This window comes from Frateuria sp. Soil773 (assembly GCF_001428405.1).
Lineage (GTDB): Bacteria > Pseudomonadota > Gammaproteobacteria > Xanthomonadales > Rhodanobacteraceae > LMSL01.
Genome location: NZ_LMSL01000041.1, coordinates 215,011 through 230,810 on the forward strand (window position 1 = coordinate 215,011; position 15,800 = coordinate 230,810).

General features: G+C 68.9%; 13 protein-coding genes and 2 tRNA genes. 4 read left to right on the plus strand and 11 right to left on the minus strand.

Going from position 1 to position 15,800, the window contains the following annotated elements; all coding sequences use genetic code 11:
• Positions 1-23: 23 nt before the first annotated feature.
• The 10 genes from ASG87_RS16790 to ASG87_RS16830 form a co-directional block, all read right to left on the minus strand.
• Positions 24-1,244: an RtcB family protein gene (locus tag ASG87_RS16790; RefSeq protein WP_056007895.1), complete on the minus strand. Its 1,221-nt coding sequence runs from the start codon at positions 1,242-1,244 to the stop codon at positions 24-26.
• Between the two features lie 148 nt (positions 1,245-1,392).
• Positions 1,393-2,517 carry a slipin family protein gene (locus tag ASG87_RS16795; protein WP_056007898.1) on the minus strand — a complete coding sequence of 375 codons (1,125 nt, stop codon included), beginning with the start codon at positions 2,515-2,517 and terminating at the stop codon, positions 1,393-1,395.
• A 431-nt stretch (positions 2,518-2,948) separates the two neighbouring features.
• Positions 2,949-3,025, minus strand: a tRNA-Met gene (locus ASG87_RS16800).
• Positions 3,023-3,093: transfer RNA gene (locus ASG87_RS16805), tRNA-OTHER, on the minus strand. The genes ASG87_RS16800 and ASG87_RS16805 overlap by 3 nt, the downstream gene beginning before the upstream one ends.
• A 400-nt stretch (positions 3,094-3,493) precedes the next feature.
• Positions 3,494-3,688 (minus strand): hypothetical protein, encoded by a 195-nt coding sequence (locus ASG87_RS20315; RefSeq protein WP_157511141.1) that lies wholly within the window; start codon positions 3,686-3,688, stop codon positions 3,494-3,496.
• A gap of 28 nt (positions 3,689-3,716) precedes the next feature.
• Positions 3,717-4,319, minus strand: a complete 603-nt coding sequence (locus ASG87_RS16810; protein ID WP_056007901.1) for a response regulator transcription factor — start codon at positions 4,317-4,319, stop codon at positions 3,717-3,719.
• A complete protein-coding gene (locus tag ASG87_RS16815; protein ID WP_056007903.1) occupies positions 4,316-5,530 on the minus strand; it encodes a sensor histidine kinase in 1,215 nt (404 codons plus the stop codon). Before ASG87_RS16815 ends, ASG87_RS16810 begins: the two co-directional genes overlap by 4 nt.
• Positions 5,527-6,726 (minus strand): sensor histidine kinase, encoded by a 1,200-nt coding sequence (locus ASG87_RS16820; RefSeq protein ID WP_056007904.1) that lies wholly within the window; start codon positions 6,724-6,726, stop codon positions 5,527-5,529. Before ASG87_RS16820 ends, ASG87_RS16815 begins: the two co-directional genes overlap by 4 nt.
• Positions 6,727-6,764: 38 nt before the next feature.
• Complete coding sequence (locus tag ASG87_RS16825; protein ID WP_056007906.1) at positions 6,765-7,559, minus strand: ABC transporter permease; 795 nt, start codon at positions 7,557-7,559, stop codon at positions 6,765-6,767.
• On the minus strand, positions 7,559-8,470 hold the full coding sequence (locus tag ASG87_RS16830; protein ID WP_056007907.1) for an ABC transporter ATP-binding protein: 912 nt from the start codon (positions 8,468-8,470) through the stop codon (positions 7,559-7,561). The genes ASG87_RS16825 and ASG87_RS16830 overlap by 1 nt, the downstream gene beginning before the upstream one ends.
• 289 nt (positions 8,471-8,759) lie before the next feature.
• Between ASG87_RS16830 and ASG87_RS16835 the strand changes: the two genes are divergently transcribed.
• The 4 genes from ASG87_RS16835 to ASG87_RS16850 all read left to right on the plus strand — a co-directional run bounded on the left by ASG87_RS16835 (position 8,760) and on the right by ASG87_RS16850 (position 14,534).
• Positions 8,760-10,256 (plus strand): aminotransferase class III-fold pyridoxal phosphate-dependent enzyme, encoded by a 1,497-nt coding sequence (locus ASG87_RS16835; protein WP_056007910.1) that lies wholly within the window; start codon positions 8,760-8,762, stop codon positions 10,254-10,256.
• A 196-nt stretch (positions 10,257-10,452) separates the two neighbouring features.
• Positions 10,453-10,797, plus strand: coding sequence for a PsiF family protein (locus ASG87_RS16840; RefSeq protein ID WP_056007913.1), 345 nt, complete (start codon positions 10,453-10,455; stop codon positions 10,795-10,797).
• 133 nt (positions 10,798-10,930) lie between these two features.
• Positions 10,931-11,569, plus strand: coding sequence for a uracil phosphoribosyltransferase (upp, locus tag ASG87_RS16845; RefSeq protein ID WP_056007916.1), 639 nt, complete (start codon positions 10,931-10,933; stop codon positions 11,567-11,569).
• Positions 11,570-11,747: 178 nt separating this feature from the next.
• Positions 11,748-14,534 carry a lamin tail domain-containing protein gene (locus tag ASG87_RS16850; protein ID WP_056007919.1) on the plus strand — a complete coding sequence of 929 codons (2,787 nt, stop codon included), beginning with the start codon at positions 11,748-11,750 and terminating at the stop codon, positions 14,532-14,534.
• Between the two features lie 94 nt (positions 14,535-14,628).
• Here the strand turns inward: ASG87_RS16850 and pip are convergent, their stop codons facing one another.
• Entirely contained in the window at positions 14,629-15,582 is a 954-nt protein-coding gene (pip, locus tag ASG87_RS16855; protein WP_056007922.1) for a prolyl aminopeptidase, read from the minus strand.
• Positions 15,583-15,800 lie beyond the last annotated feature (218 nt).

Sequence of the window (15,800 nt, forward strand, 5' to 3'; positions counted from 1 at the left end):
ATGCAAAACGTCCGGGCCACCGTTCAGCCCTTCACGCACAACACCTGACGCAACGTATGCACCACTTCGACCAGGTCGGTCTGCGCGGCCATTACCGCATCGATCGACTTGTACGCAGCCGGCGATTCGTCGATCACCGCCGCATCCTTGCGGCACTCGACGTGGGCGGTGGCCTCACGGTGCTGGGCCAGCGTGATCTGCTGGCGCGCGGCGGTACGGCTCATCACCCGGCCGGCGCCATGGCTGCAACTGTGGAAGCTGTCCGGATTGCCCTTGCCACGCACGATGTAGCTGCACGTGCCCATGCTGCCCGGGATGATGCCCAGCTCGCCTGCGCGGGCGCTGACTGCGCCCTTGCGGGTAACTAGCAGTTCCTCGCCCCCGTGCGTTTCCTTTTGCACGTAGTTGTGATGGCAGTTCACCGCCAGCTTTTCCAACTGGAATTCCGGCAGCCGGTGGCGCATTTCCGCCAGCACCTGCCCCATCATCGCCTCGCGGTTGGCACGGGCGTAGTCCTGCGCCCAGGAGACCGCCTCCACGTAGTCGTCGAACAGTTCCTCGCCTTCCATGAAGAAGGCCAGATCCTTGTCCGGCAACGGGAAGCCCAGCACGCGCCGTGCCAGTTGCTCGCGCGCCCGCTCGATGAAGTAGCTGCCGATCAGGTTGCCGGTACCGCGCGAGCCCGAATGCAGCATCACCCACACGGCATCCGACTCGTCGAGGCAGACCTCGATGAAATGGTTGCCGCCGCCGAGCGTGCCGAGCTGCCTGCCCAGCTTGTCGGTGCGGATCTTGCGGTGCTTCGCCTCGATCGCGCCCAGCCGCGCCGCCAGCCCGGATTGCGCCAGTTGTGCGGCGACGCCCTCCGGCAGCCTGTGCCGTTCGCCGCCGCGGCCGTTGCCGACCGGCACGCCGCGCTCGATGCCGGAGCGCAGTTGCGCCAGGTTGTCCGGCAGGTCGCAGGCGCGCAGCGTGGTGCGCACCGCGGCCATGCCGCAACCGATGTCCACGCCGACCGCAGCCGGGATGATCGCGCCACGGGTCGGCACCACCGAACCCACGGTGGCGCCCTTGCCCAGATGCACGTCCGGCATCACGGCCACCCACGGCCCCACGAAGGGCAGTGCGGCGATGTTCTGCAATTGCTGGCGTGCGGAGTCTTCCAGCGGCACGCCACGCACCCAGGCCTTGATCGGCGTGGCGCCAGTTCCGGTGTGCAGCCATTCGTAGTGTTGCTTGCTCATGGTTCGTTCCTTGATGCGGCGCGTGTCCCCCTCACCGTCGCCCCAGCGGAAACTGGGGCCCAGCGACTTTCGTCCGTGCCCGTTAAAGGCACTGGACCCCAGCTTCCGCTGGGATGACGGCGGGGGCGACACTGCGCCATGGTGTCGATTACGCCTTCAGACTCACCAGGTGGTTCAGCACGCCGTCCAGGCCGCCGAACACGGTCAGCTTGTCGATCTTCTCGGTGATCTTCTCCAGCGCCTCCAGTTCCTTCAGGCGCAGCAGCACCGGACTTTCCTCGATCAACCGCGCGGTGTTGAGCAGCGAACGCGTGGCGTTCGCCTCCTCGCGGCGGCGGATCACGTTGGCCTGGGCTGCCTTCTCCGACTGCACGACGCTGTTGAGGATCTCCTTCATCTCGCCCGGCAGGATCACGTCCTTGATGCCGACGCCAAGCACTTCGATGCCCAGCTCGCTGACACGACCGCGCACGTAGGCGAAGATGTCCGCATCCAGCGTTGCCTTGTCGCCGAGCAGTTCGTCCAGCGTCTTGCCGGACACCGCCTTGCGCAGGCCGTACTGCAGTTCGCGGTAGAGGTAGTCGCCGTACTTGGCCACCTTGGTGCGCGCGGCGACCGGATCGGTCACGCGCACGCTGGCGGCCAGGTTCACGCGCAAGCTCACCTTGTCGCGGGTCAGCAGTTCCTGGCCCGACACCTCCAACGTCTGCACGCGCAGTTCGACCACCTCGGCCGCCACGTTCTTCTGGAAATTCCAGAACGCATAGGCTCCCGGTTCCAGCGTACGCGACAGCTTGCCGTCGACGAACAGCAGGCCGGCCGATTCCACCGGCACGTCCACCGTTACCGCCACCTTGCCGAGCACGCCCAACTGGCGCAGGCGGCTAGCCACGCGTGCGTCGACCTCCAGCGTATCGGCCAGCGACACCGCCTGAACCTGGACGTCCACCAGGCCCTTCCAGTACAGCTTGCGAGCACCCGGCGCGAGCACGTCCTCCAGCTTGCCGTTCTTCAACACCAGGCCGACCTGCTGCGTGCCGATGTCGGCCACGGTGAAACAGCCGGCCAGGACGCCGTCCGATTGCGCCATCAGCACCTCGGCATCCGCGCCGGCGTATTCCGGCCGTGTCAGGTTGTGCACGCCGACCGTAACGCGGCCGAACGGGTCGAAGCAGCGGTAGACGCCGGCACGCAGGACGCGCTGGAAGCGACGGTTGCGGTACAGCAAACCGCATTCGCCGTCGCCGACCACGATTTGCTTGATCCAGGACATGGTGATTCTCCTTGAATTACTCCGTTGTTTCGATCCGCCGATTAATACCATGGCGCAACCGGATCGTTATCGCGCCATGGTCCTTTGAGATAATCGAGGCAATACCCGTCCCTCCCTCGCGGGATAATCGACCGGAAATGCATGGACCTTTTGGCCCATGCCTGCCATTAAGGAATAAGGCGGAAACGCCTCTTGACGAGGACGACGCGAAACCGGCGTGCCTTGCCGGGGAGTGGCTGTTTCCCGCCGCGCCGCCTCGACCGGCCGGCACGACCTTCGACAATCACCTGCCCGGGTTCGGAACACGGGTCCGGCGCCGCCATTGCTGCCTTGCCTCATGCGACGCCATCCCTGGCATGCGCACCTGACCCGGCACGAGGCGTTTCCTGGTGAGGGAACTTCCGTTCCCGGTCATGACGTGACTGGTCATGTGTCTGGAGCGGGAGTCGAACCCGCGACAATCAGATGATGAGTCTGACGCTCTACCCACTGAGCTATCCAAGTGGACGACGTGCCGGATTCGAACCGGCCTCCGATGGCGCGAGCCACCGCTCTACCTGACTGAGCTAACGTCATCGCCAGAGCATTCTCGTGCGAGCCCGGGCATACGCTTACGGCAACGCCGCGCGCACCGGACGGGCATCCGAACCCGTACCGCTGGGACTCGTCGATCGATGCTCCGTACTGCCGCCTGTCGCCAGCCGGCAATCCGTGCGGGCCATCCGGCCCGGCTATGGAACCCGCTTCTCGCGCCGCCCGCGCCGAAGCATCAAGGCGCGGCGCAGATGCGCCTGTCGCAGCGCCCCCGCCTCGGCTGCAGGACAGCCGGATGCCTCAGGGCGAAGCGGATCCCGCAAACGTGTTTCGATGCATGGGCATCCCTTGCGAACGCCAAAAACAGAACGCCCCCGGGTATGGCGACCCGAGGGCGTTCGCGTTGCCTCGGGAGATCGGGGTGACCGATCTCCGTGCGGGATCAGTCGATTATCGGAAGACCATTTGCCAGCGCCAGCCGTTCGCCGCGCAAGAACATGCCTGCATCGCGCTTGTTGCGTAATGCGAATGGCATGAATGCGTTGACGGGATAGTGCGACATGGCAATTTCACTATGGTTTCTTTCGCCGTTATTGGCGAGGCCACAAACAATACGCAGATCAATTACACGATGCAAGGCTTTTTTCCGGTAATTGGAAAAATTCCTATAACCAGCCTTTCTGCCTCGCCAGCCGATAGGCCTCGATGCGGTTGGCTGCACCGAGCTTGCCGATGGCCTCGGAAAGGTAATTGCGCACGGTGCCGTGCGAGAGGCTCAATTGCGTGGCGATCTCGCTGGCCGCCAGGCCCTCGCCCGCGAGGCGCAGCACCTGGCGCTCGCGGTCGTTCAGCGGGTCGGCCTCCGACCAGGCTTCCAGCGCCAGTTGCGGGTCGATCGCGCGGCCGCCGCGATGCACCATGCGCAGGGCCTCGGCGAGGTTCTCCGCCGGCGCGTCCTTGAGCAGGTAGCCGGACACGCCGGCGTCCAGCGCGCGGCGCAGGAAGCCCGGGCGCGCGAAGGTGGTGACGATGATTACCTTGACCGCCATCTCGTGGCGCTGGATGCGCTGCGCCAGCTCCAGCCCGGTGAGGCCGGGCATCTCGATGTCGGTCACCAGCACGTCGGGCTTCAGCCGCTGCAGTTCGCGCCAGGCGATCTCGCCGTCGGCGGCCGAGCCGAGCACCTCGATGTCGCTCTCCAGGTTCAGCAGCGCGGACAGGGCGCCGCGCACCATCGCCTGGTCCTCGGCCAGCAGCACGCGGATCATGCGGCGCCCTCCTGTCCGGCCAGCAGCGGCGAGGCGCCGCGCATGCCTTCCGCCACGGGCCTTGCCGACCCGCGCAGCGGCACCGCGATGTCGAGCGTGGTGCCCCGCCGCGCGGGCGAGTCGATGGCCAGCGTGCCGCCCAGCGCGCGCACGCGCTCGCGCATGCCGCTGATGCCGTTGCCGTGGGCGGCGAGACCGCCGCGTCCGTTGTCGCTGATGCGCATGTGGAAGCTTTCCGGGTTGCTGGAGAAATCCACGCGCGCCGCCGTGGCGCGCGCGTGGCGATGGATGTTGGTGACGGCTTCGCGCAGCACCAGCGCCAACGAGGCCTCGGCATCCGGCCGCAGTTCGCACGTCGCCGGCGCATCCGCCTCGAACGCGATGCCCGAGGCTTCCAGCATCAGCCGCGCGGAAACCAGTTCGGCGGCGAGGTCGCTGCGGCGCATGCCGGTGACCGCGGCACGCACCTCGGCCAGCGCGTGGCGCGAGACGCGCTCGACCTCCTCCATCTCGCGCTGCGCGCGCGGCGGGTCGGCCAGCGCCAGCTTGCGCGCCAGTTCGGATTTCAGCGTCACCAGCGACAGCGTGTGGCCGAGCAGGTCGTGCAGGTCGCGGCCGATGCGTTCGCGCTCGGCCAGCACCGCCAGCCGGCGCACCTCGTCCTGCGACAGGCGCAGGGCGGCGTCCTTTTCGTGGTACACGCGCTCGACCAGGGTGATGGCGCTGATCACCAGCACCATGAAGAGCATGATCAGGAGGATCGCCACCGGGTAGCCCGCCCACGTGCCCAGCGCCAGCAGCAGGGCGTTGAGCAGCGCCAGTTGGAGCAGCCGCGCGCGCAAGGGCTGCGAGGAGAGGTTCACCATCACGCAGGCATAGACGAAATAGGTCAGGCTGCTCGTGTACCAGTGCAGCAAGCCGAAGCTCAGCGCGGCCATGGCCCAGGCGTAGCGGTATGCGGTGCGCCTCGGCGCCAACTGGAGCCTGGCGAACAGCAGCAGGAACACCGGATAGCTGGTGAACGTGAGCAGCAGCCAGGTCCGCGTGTAGCCGCTGTTCGTGCCCCGCTCGAACAATGGCGTGACGAAGATCCACGCCGACCACAGCAGGTGCACGCTGTCGGCCCACGGCGACTTGCCGCGGCGCAGGTCGTCGGCCACGCCGGAATCCGGCGCCGGCGTGAACCAGCGGGCGAGGAAGGCGGGCGTCATGTGGCGTGCCGCATCCCTGCGGAAACGAACATGTCGGCCGGCGGCAGACCGGCATCGCGCCGGTCGGCGGCGCCTTTCGCCGCCAGCGGCATGTCGATGCTCAGCCGCGTGCCGCCGCCAGGCGGCGAGTCCAGTTGCAGGCTGCCGCCCAGCGCACCCACGCGCTCGCGCATCCCGCTCAGGCCGTTGCCGGCGGCATGGATGCCGCCGCGGCCGTTGTCCTCGATGTACAGCCGCACGCCGTCGCCCGTGCGGGTGAGCGACACCCGCGCCAGCGTCGCGTGCGCATGCCGCGCAATGTTCGTGGCCGCCTCGCGCAGCACCAGCGCGAGGGTGCATTCGATCGATTCGGGCAGGTTCTCCGCTTGCAGGCGCTGGTCGAGTTGCACGCCGGATACACGCAGCAACAGATCGGCCGAGGCCAGCTCGGCGGCGAGACCCGCGGCGCGGATGCCGGTGACCGCCGCGCGCACTTCGGCCAGCGCATGGCGCGCCACTTCCTCGGCTTCGGCCAGCTCGCGCCGCGCCGCGGACGAATCGCGGTCGAGCAGCCGGCGCGACAGCTCAAGCTTCATCGTGATCAGCGACAGCGTGTGGCCGAGCAGGTCGTGCAGGTCGCGGCCGATGCGCTCGCGCTCGGCGGTGGCGGCGAGCTGGCGGATATGCTCGTGCGACATCCGCAGTTGCGCGTTCTTCATCTGGCTGATGCGGCCCAGCAGCGAACCGAAGCCGCTGCTGCTGCAGATGCACACCGACATCAGCATCACGAACCACGGCCAGTCCAGCCACCACGCCCACACCGCCACCAGGGCCTGGATCATCAGGATGCGCAGGACGCCGGACGTCACCGACGCGCCGGCCGAGAACCCGGCGAACACGCAGGCGAACACCGCGTAGGTCCAGGCGCTCGGGTTCCAGTACATGGACACCAGGGCCAGCATGGCCAGCAGTCCGGTGTAGACCTTCATCTCGTGCATGGGCCGTACGTTCACCAGCACGAACAGCAGCAGGAACGCCGGGTAGCCGATCGCCAGCGACCACCAGAACGCGGCGCTCACCTGCGTGAAGAACAGCGTGGCCAGCACCCACAACGACCACAACCCGTTCAGCAGGTGCAGCCAGGGCTTGCTGGTGGTCCGCTTGAGTTCCGCCCACATCGAATCGGGCGCAGGCCGCAGGAAGGCAGGAAGGTTCATCGTCGTGCTGCCGCGGGACTCATGGCGGACATGCTACTTCAACCGTGCCGCCGCAGCCGCCGCGCCGCCAGCAGCAGGAACGCCACGGCGAATCCGGCCAGCACCAGCACGTGCGGCCACGCCGCGCCCTGCCCCATGCCCACCGCGGCCAGCGCCAGGCAGTCCAGGTGATAGCTCGGCCAAACCGGCGCGATCTGCTGCAGTACTCCGGGCATCATCGACAGCGGGAACCACAGGCCGGACAGGAACGACATCGGCAGGTAGATCAGTTGCAGCATGCCCGGCGCCCCCTGTCCCTTGAACAGGGTGCCCACGAACATGCCCAGCGCGCAGAACGGCAGCACGCCGAGCACGCCGGTGAGCAGCAGCAATGCCGCCTGCCGCGGGGTCAGCACCACGTGCGCCAGCCCCGTCGCCATCGCCAACAGCAACAGCACCACCACCGCGGCGGCGGCCATCGCCATCAGCATCTTGCCCAGCAGGTAGGCGCCCGGCGGCATCGGCAGGGCGCGCTTGAGGGTGAGCAGGCCGCCTTCGCGCTCGATCGCCAGCGACACGCCGAAGCCGAACAGGCCCGGGCTCATCACCCCGAACACGCCGTAGCTGGCAAGCAGGTAGCGCGCCGCGTCGACGCCCTCGGACTTGCCCATGACCACACCGAACAGCAGGTAGAACATGCCGGGGAACAGCATGATCGGCAGCATGAAGCCGGGCGCGCGCATGTAGCGCAGGCATTCGCTGCGCGCCTCGGCGAGGTAGGCGCCGAGCACGCGGCGCGTCGGCATGCCGGCGGCCACGGACGGCTCGGCGGCGGGAACGGTCACGGCATTCATCAGGCAGCCTCCGGCAGGTCGGTGTCGCGGGTGAGTTCGGTGAACGCCTCGGCCAGGCCGGCGCGCTGCACTTCCAGTTCGCGCAGGGCCGGGTCGGCGTCGAGCAGGCGGCGCACCACCGCTACCGCGTCGGCGGTGGCGATCTGCAGCCGGCCGTCGGCGCAGGACGCCGAGGCCACCTGCGGCCAGCGCGCCACCGCGGCGGCGTCGAGGTCGCTCACGCAGCGGATGCGCGACAGCGCCACCTTCGCGCGCAGTTCGTCCACGCTGCCCTCGCTGAGCACGCGCCCCTTGTCCAGCACCACCACGCGCTGCGCCAGCGCCTCGGCCTCCTCCAGGTAGTGCGTGGTGAGCACCACCGAGCAGCCTTCGGCGACCAGCCGGCGCATCGCCGCCCACAGCTTCTGGCGCGCGTCGATGTCCATGCCCACGGTGGGCTCGTCGAGAAACAGCAGCTCGGGCCGGCCGCACAGCGCCAGCGCGAACTGCACGCGTCGCTGCTGACCGCCGGAGAGCTTGCCGTAGGGCCGCTTCAGCAGGTCGCCGACGCCGGCCAGCGCGGCGCTTTCGGCCAGCGGGCGCGGCGCGGGGTAATAGCTGGCGGTGAGGCGCAGCAGTTCGCCCACGCGCAGGGTCGGCGGCAGGTTCGACGACTGCAGCATCACGCCGATGCGCCGGCGCGCCTCGATCCGCTGCGGATCCAGGCCGAACAGCTCGGCGCGGCCGGCATCGGGCCGGATCAGCCCCAGCAGCAGGCCGATGCTGGTGCTTTTGCCGGCCCCGTTGGGGCCCAGCAGCGACAGCAGTTCGCCGCGGCGCAACACGAGGTCGACGCCATCCAGCGCGGTCTGCCTGTCATAGCGTTTCACGACGCCGGCGAGGCGGGCGACGGGTACGGATGATTCGGTCATGGGCTGTCCCTCCTTGCACTGCAGCGTAGGCGGACCAAGGGCTTGACCCCAGTCGCCGGCGTCAGCCGTCGCGGATGACAGCCGTCATGCCGGGGGTACCGGCGCCCCCGGCCGGCGCGTTATGCTCGGGGATGCCACGGCGCAGCCGGTCTCCATACGCTGCCGCGCCACCCCACTTTTGCCGTTGCGGAACCGGCCGGCGCCGGTACGGCCGCAGCGCAAGCATCAAGCAAGTCGGCCTGCTTCGCGCTGGGTGCGAGGCGCCGACCGATTCCTGAGGAGGTTAGTCATGGGTGTGATCGAACAGTTGCGCGAACTGCGCGAATTTGGCGGCAAGCCGCGGACCACCGGCCTGGACGACGCCAGCATCGAGCGCATGGCCGCGAACGACCCGCAACTGGCCCAGGCGATCGGCGAGGCGTTGGCCCGCCACCGCGAACTGCGCGCCGGTCTGGCCGATTTCCTGAAGCTGGACGAGTCCGAGCAACTGGCGCAGGCGCAGGCGGGCTTCGTCAACTTCTATCCGGACGATGCGGTCAACCCGTACCTGCCGGCCGCGGCCCGCGGGCCGTGGATCGTCACCCTGAAGGGCGCCGTGCTGCACGACAACGGCGGCTACGGCATGCTCGGCTTCGGCCACAACCCTCCGGCCATCCTCGAAGCGATGAGCCGCCCGCAGGTGATGGCCAACGTGATGTCGCCCAGCGTGTCCCAGTTGCGCTTCGCCCAGGCGATGAACCGCGAGCTGGGCCGCAGCCGCGGCGGCAGCCCGTACCACCACTACCTGTGCCTGAACTCCGGCTCGGAATCGGTCACCCTGGCCTGCCGCATCGCCGACGTCAACGCCAAGCTGATGACCGACGCCGGCGCCCGCTACGCCGGCCGCACGATCAAGCGGCTCGCCGTGAAGGGCGCTTTCCACGGCCGCACCGACAAGCCGGCGCTGTACTCCGACTCGTCGCGCAAGGCCTACCAGCAGCACCTGGCCAGCTACCGCCACGAGGACAGCCTGATCACCGTGGCGCCCTACGACGTGGCGCAACTGGAGGCCGCGTTCGCCGACGCCGACAGGCACGGCTGGTTCATCGAGGCGATGTTCCTGGAGCCGGTGATGGGCGAAGGCGACCCGGGCCGCGCGGTGACGCCGGCGTTCTACAAGGCCGCGCGCGAACTGACCGAATCCCACGGCAGCCTGCTGCTGGTCGATTCGATCCAGGCTGGCCTGCGCGCGCACGGCGTGCTGTCGCTGACCGACTACCCCGGCTTCGAGCAGTTGCCCGCGCCGGACATGGAGACCTTCTCCAAGGCGCTCAACGCCGGCCAGTACCCGCTGTCCGTGCTGGCGGTGAACGACCGCGCCGCCGGCCTGTACCGCAAGGGCATCTACGGCAACACGATGACCGCCAACCCGCGCGCGCTGGACGTGGCGCTGGCCACGCTGGAACAGCTCACCGACGAGGTGCGCGCCAACATCCGCGCCCGCGGCGAGGAGTTCGTCGCCAAGCTCGAGGCGCTCAAGGACGAACTGGGCGGGCTGATCACCAAGGTGCAGGGCACCGGCCTCTTGTTCTCCTGCGAGCTGGCGCCGCAGTTCAAGTGCTACGGCGCGGACTCCATCGAGGAGTACATGCGCGAGCGCGGCGTGGGCGTGATCCACGGCGGCACCAACTCGCTGCGCTTCACCCCGCACTTCAACGTCACCAGTGCGGAAGTCGACCTGGTGGTCCAGAACGTGCGCCAGGCGCTGCTGAAGGGACCGCGCAAGCAGGCCGCCGAAGCCGCCTGACCGGCCGCTGGCCAGGCACCTCGCAGAGAGGGCGCGTCCGCGTTGCGGGCGCGCCCTCTGCGCATGCGCCCGCCGCCGGCAAGGCGGCGCATGAACCGATCCATGCACGCAAGAACTTGCGGCATGCGCTGCCCGCTTTCCCCGGCATAGACTCGCCCCTGCCGGTAGCTGCCGGTCACTCAAGGAGGGTTTCGCCATGTCCTTTCGCTACAGCCTGATCGCCGCCGGCGCCGCGTTGCTGATCGCCGCCACCACCGCCTCCGCGGCGGCACCGCAGGCCGCCAAGAAGGCGCTCACGCCGCAACAGCAGCGCATGTCCGACTGCAGCAAGCAATCCGCCGGCAAGAAGGGCGACGAGCGCAAGGCCTTCATGAGCACCTGCCTGAAGGGCGGCAGCACGGCCGCCGCGCCGGCCAAGCAGACCCAGCAGGAAAAGATGAAGAGCTGCAACGTGGACGCCAAGGCCAAGGCGCTCACCGGCGACGCCCGCAAGGCCTTCATGAGCACCTGCCTGAAGGGCGGCGCCGCGGCCTCGCCGTAACGCGCCTTCACCGGCCCGTGGCGGATGCCGGCCTGCACGGCCGGCATCCCGCTCGGCCGGCACACATCGATCCGCTAAGCTTCCGACTGCCGCGGCGCGCAGGCGCGCCGCCTTCCAGCACAGGCAGTCCCGCATGGCCATTACCGAAGTCCACCACCCGCTGATCCAGCACAAGCTCGGCCTGATGCGCCGCGCCGGCATCAGCACCAAGGAATTCCGCGAGCTGGCCTCCGAGGTCGCCGCCCTGCTCACCTACGAGGCCACCAAGGACCTGGAAACCGTCGCCGAGCGGATCGAGGGCTGGGCCGGCCCGGTCGAGGTGCGGCGGATCAAGGGCAAGAAGATCACCATCGTGCCGATCCTGCGCGCCGGCATCGGCATGCTCGGCGGCGTGCTGGAGCTGATCCCTTCGGCCAAGGTCAGCGTGGTCGGCCTGCAGCGCGACGAGCAGACCCTGCAGCCGATCGCCTACTACGAAAAGCTCAGCGGCCGCATGGACGAGCGCATCGCGCTGATCGTCGACCCGATGCTGGCCACCGCCGGCACCCTGGTCGCCACCGTGGACATGCTCAAGGCCGCCGGCTGCAAGCGCATCAAGGGGCTGTTCCTGGTCGCCGCGCCGGAAGGGCTCAGGCGCATCGAGACGGCCCATCCGGACATCGAGATCTACACCGCCTCGATCGACCAGCGGCTCAACGAGAACGGCTACATCCTGCCCGGGCTGGGCGACGCCGGCGACAAGATCTTCGGCACCAGGCAGTTGCCGACGTGAAACTGCGACGGCCTCGGTAGCGGCCGCGCGCGGACCGCGTCACAGTTCCGCCACGCGGGCGGGGCCTGCGTCGCCGAGGCGCGCATCCGGGGGGATGTTTCGCGGAACTGTCGCGAAACCTTGCTAGCGTCCGGCGAAACCACGATCCAGCCGGATCCCAGCGAGGGGAAACACAACGATGAAAGGATTACCCAGGCAGCATGCCGTGTGCGCGGCATTGCTCGCCATCGCGTCGACGTTCGCGGCGCAGGCCGCCGACCTCAGCATCAACCAGTTCCGCGTCCGCGGCCCCGCGGGCGGCAACGACGAATTCGTGGAGCTGTTCAACGCCGGCAGCGCCACGCTCGACCTCTCCGGCTACAGGCTCAACGCCTCCAACGCCAGCGGCACCACCGGCACGCGGCTGACCTTCGCCAGCGGCACCTCGATCGCGCCGGGCTGCTACCTGCTGCTGACCAACGGTGCCGCCAGCGGCTACTCCGGCAGCGTGGCCGGCGACCTCAGCTACAACACCGGCATCACCGACGACGGCGGCCTGGCCCTGCTCGACGCCGGCGGCAGTCCGGTCGACCAGGTCGGCCTCAGCGCCGGCTCGGCCTACAAGGCCGGCACGCCGCTGGCCTCGCTCGGCAGCGCCAACGCGGACAAGGGCTACGTGCGCAAGAGCAACGGCGCCGGCGCGCCGCAGAACAGCGGCGACAACAGCGCCGACTTCGTCACGCTCAGCCCCACCGTGCCGCACAACCACGCCAGCCCGTGCGTGGCACAGGGCCCGGCGCTGTCGATCGCCGACTCGACCGTCACCGTGCGCGGCGCCGGCGACCTGAGCATGCCGTTCACCGTGACGCTCAACCAGCCCGCACCCGCCGGCGGCGTCACCGTGCACGCAGCGACCCAGGACGACAGCGCCACCGTCGCCGCCGGCGACTACGACGCGGTGGACACCACCCTCACCATCGCCGAGGGCCAGACCCAGGCCAGCTTCAACGTCACCGTGCACGGCCAGTCCACCGGCAGCGCGGACAAGGCCTTCCTGGTGCAGCTCAGCGCACCCAGCGGCGGCGTGGCGCTGGCCGACGCCAGCGCGGTCGGCGCGATCCTGTACGACATCCCGGTGGCCGCCGAGATCTGGCAGATCCAGGGCCGCGAGCAGACCTCGCCGCTGCTCGGCAAGTCGGTGCTCACCCGCGGCAACATCGTCACCGCGGTGGGCCCGGCCGGCTTCACCATGCAGACCCCGGACCGCCGCGCCGACGCCGATCCGCTGACCTCCAACGGCGTCTACGTGTTCACCTCGACCGCGCCGGCCGTGGCGATCGGCGACGTGGTGGACGTCGATGCGGTGGTGGACGACTACTACCACCTCACCGAGCTGAAGAACGCCACGGTCACCGTCACCGCCCACCGCGCGCCGCTGCCCAGGGCGGTGCGCTTCGGCGCGAACGTGCCCTCCTCCGACCCGGACCACCTGTCCTGCGGCGCGACCAACTTCCAGTGCTTCGTGGGCATGCGCGTGCAGATCGACGACGGCATGATCAACACCGGCAACAAGCGCTTCAGCACCATGCCGTTCGCCGAGGTGAGCGTCACCGCCAACGGCAAGCGCTCGCTGCGCCAGCCGGGCGTGCGCTTCGGCGTGCCGGTGCCGGACGGCGTCGACCTGCCGAACTGGAGCGGCAACCCCGAGGTGTTCAAGATGAACACCGCCGACTTCGGTGCGGTCCCCGCCAACACGCCGTTCAACGCCGGCACCACGTTCCGCGCGGAGGGCGTGATCTCCTACGACTTCGGCGCCTATACCTTCATCCCGACCTCGTTCCAGGTGAAGCGCGCCGCGCCGCTGCCGCGTGCTGTCACGCCGACACCGCCGCTCGCGCTGCGCATCGGCGCGTTCAACATGGAACGCTTCTGCGACTCGGTGTTCGACACCACCTACACCTGCAGCGGCGGCAGCAAGGAGTTCACGCCGGAGGAAGTGGCGCTGAAGACCCGGCGCCTGTCCAGCTACGTCGGCAGCGTGCTGAAGCTGCCGGACGTGCTGTCGGTGGAGGAAGTGGAGACGCTGCCGGTCCTGCAGGGCCTGGCCAAGCAGCTCGGCGACGACTACCCGGTGAAGTACGACGCCTACCTGGTGCCGGGCCACGACCCGAGCGGCATCAACGTCGGCTTCCTGGTGCGCCGCGACCGCGTGCACGTGCTGTCGGTACGCCAGCTCGGCGCGGACGAGACCTGGAACGACAACGGCCAGACCACCTTCGTCCACGACCATCCACCCCTGCTGCTCACCGCCCAGGCAGGGCTGCTGCGCTTCCAGGTGATCGCGGTGCATCCGAAGGCGCGCCAGAACGTGGACAAGGACAATGCCGACGCCGTGCGCGACCGGCAGAAGCGCTTCCTGCAGGCCAAGTCCCTGGCCAGCCAGGTGCAGGCGTTGCAGACCGCCTCGCCGCTGACCCCGCTGCTGGTGGTGGGCGACTTCAACGCCTACCAGTTCAGCGACGGCTGGGTCGACGTGGTGGGCCTGATCTCGGGCAAGTACAAGGACAGCGAGAACCTGCTCAAGCTGGGTGGCAACATCGTGCGCCCGGCCCTGTGGAACGCGGTGGAATCGGTGCCGGCGAACGACCGCTACTCGTTCCTGTTCACCGAGAACTTCGGCGAGATCCAGGGCTATACCAAGGCCGGCTCCGGCAACTCGGGCCGCTCCGTGCCGACCTTCCAGGTGCTCGACCACGCCCTGCTGAACCTGCCGGCACGCCTGCGCTTCCTGCGCATGCAGTACGGCCGGGCCGACCTGGATGCGCCGGCGCAGACGCTGGACGACGCGGCCAACGCGCCGGACTGGACCCGAGCGATCGGCGCCTCCGACCATGACGGCTTCGTGGTCGACCTGCTCGATCCGTCGCTGATCCTGCGGCCGCGCGGCGCACGTGCGCCGGACGACAAGCCGCACGGCAGGCACTGATCGGCGGAGTGGAACGACAAAGGCCACGTCCGGCGACGGACGTGGCCTTTCCTGTTGCAGGCTACGGCGGGGCCGCGCCCGCGGCGCCCAGGCTTCAGCGGAAACGGTCGGTGGCCTCGACCAGTTCGTGGACGTTGCCCGGCTCGAACGCCGAATGGCCGGCGTCCTGCACGATGCGCAGGTCCGCCTCGGGCCAGGCGCGGTGCAGGTCCCACGCACTGCGCAGCGGGCACACCACGTCGTAGCGGCCCTGCACGATCACGGCGGGAATCCTGCGGATGCGGTCCACGTTGCGCAGCAACTGGTCGTCGTGCTCGAAGAAGCCGCCGTTGACGAAGTAGTGGCACTCGATGCGCGCGAACGCCAGTGCGAACTCGTCCTCGCTGTGCGAGCCGATGCTGGCCGTGTCCTGGTAGAGGTAGCTGGTGGCGCCCTCCCACACCGACCAGGCCCGCGCCGCCTCGACGCGCGTCTTCGCATCCGGGCTGGTGAGGCGGCGGTGGTAGGCGCTGATCAGGTCGCCGCGCTCCACTTCCGGGATCGCCGCGAGATAGGTCTCCCAGGCATCGGGGTACAGCGCATCGGCGCCCTTCTGGTAGAACCACTCCAGCTCCCACCGGCGCAACATGAAGATGCCGCGCAGCACCAGTTCGGTGACCTTGTCCGGATGCGTCTGCGCGTAGGCCAGCGCCAGGGTGGAACCCCACGAACCGCCGAACACCTGCCAGCGGTCCACGCCCAGGTGCTCGCGCACGCGCTCGATGTCGGCGACCAGGTCCCAGGTAGTGTTTTCGCGCAACTCCGCATGCGGCGTGGACTGGCCGCAGCCGCGCTGGTCGAACAGGATGATGCGGTACGCCGCCGGATCGAAGAAGCGCCGGCATTTCGGATTGGTGCCGCCGCCCGGCCCGCCGTGCAGGAACACCACCGGCTTGCCGTCCGGGTTGCCGCACTGCTCGTAGTACAGCGTGTGCAGTTCCGAGACCTTGAGCATGCCGCGGTCGTACGGCTCGATCTCGGGATACAGCGTGCGGCGTTCCTGCGTCATGGAGCAACCTCTGCGGCAATGGCTTTGGCCGCGCAGATTACCACGCGCCCCGTGCCGCCTCTCCGAGGCCCCGGCAGACCGAACCCAACGGAACAGGCACCCGAAGCCCCCGCAGCCCCTCAAGCCCGTCATTCCTGCGCAAGCAGGAATCCAGCGCCTTCCACGCATGGCCCGAAAGTGCCTGCGCGTTCCCCGCCCGTACAAGGAGAGCACCACGT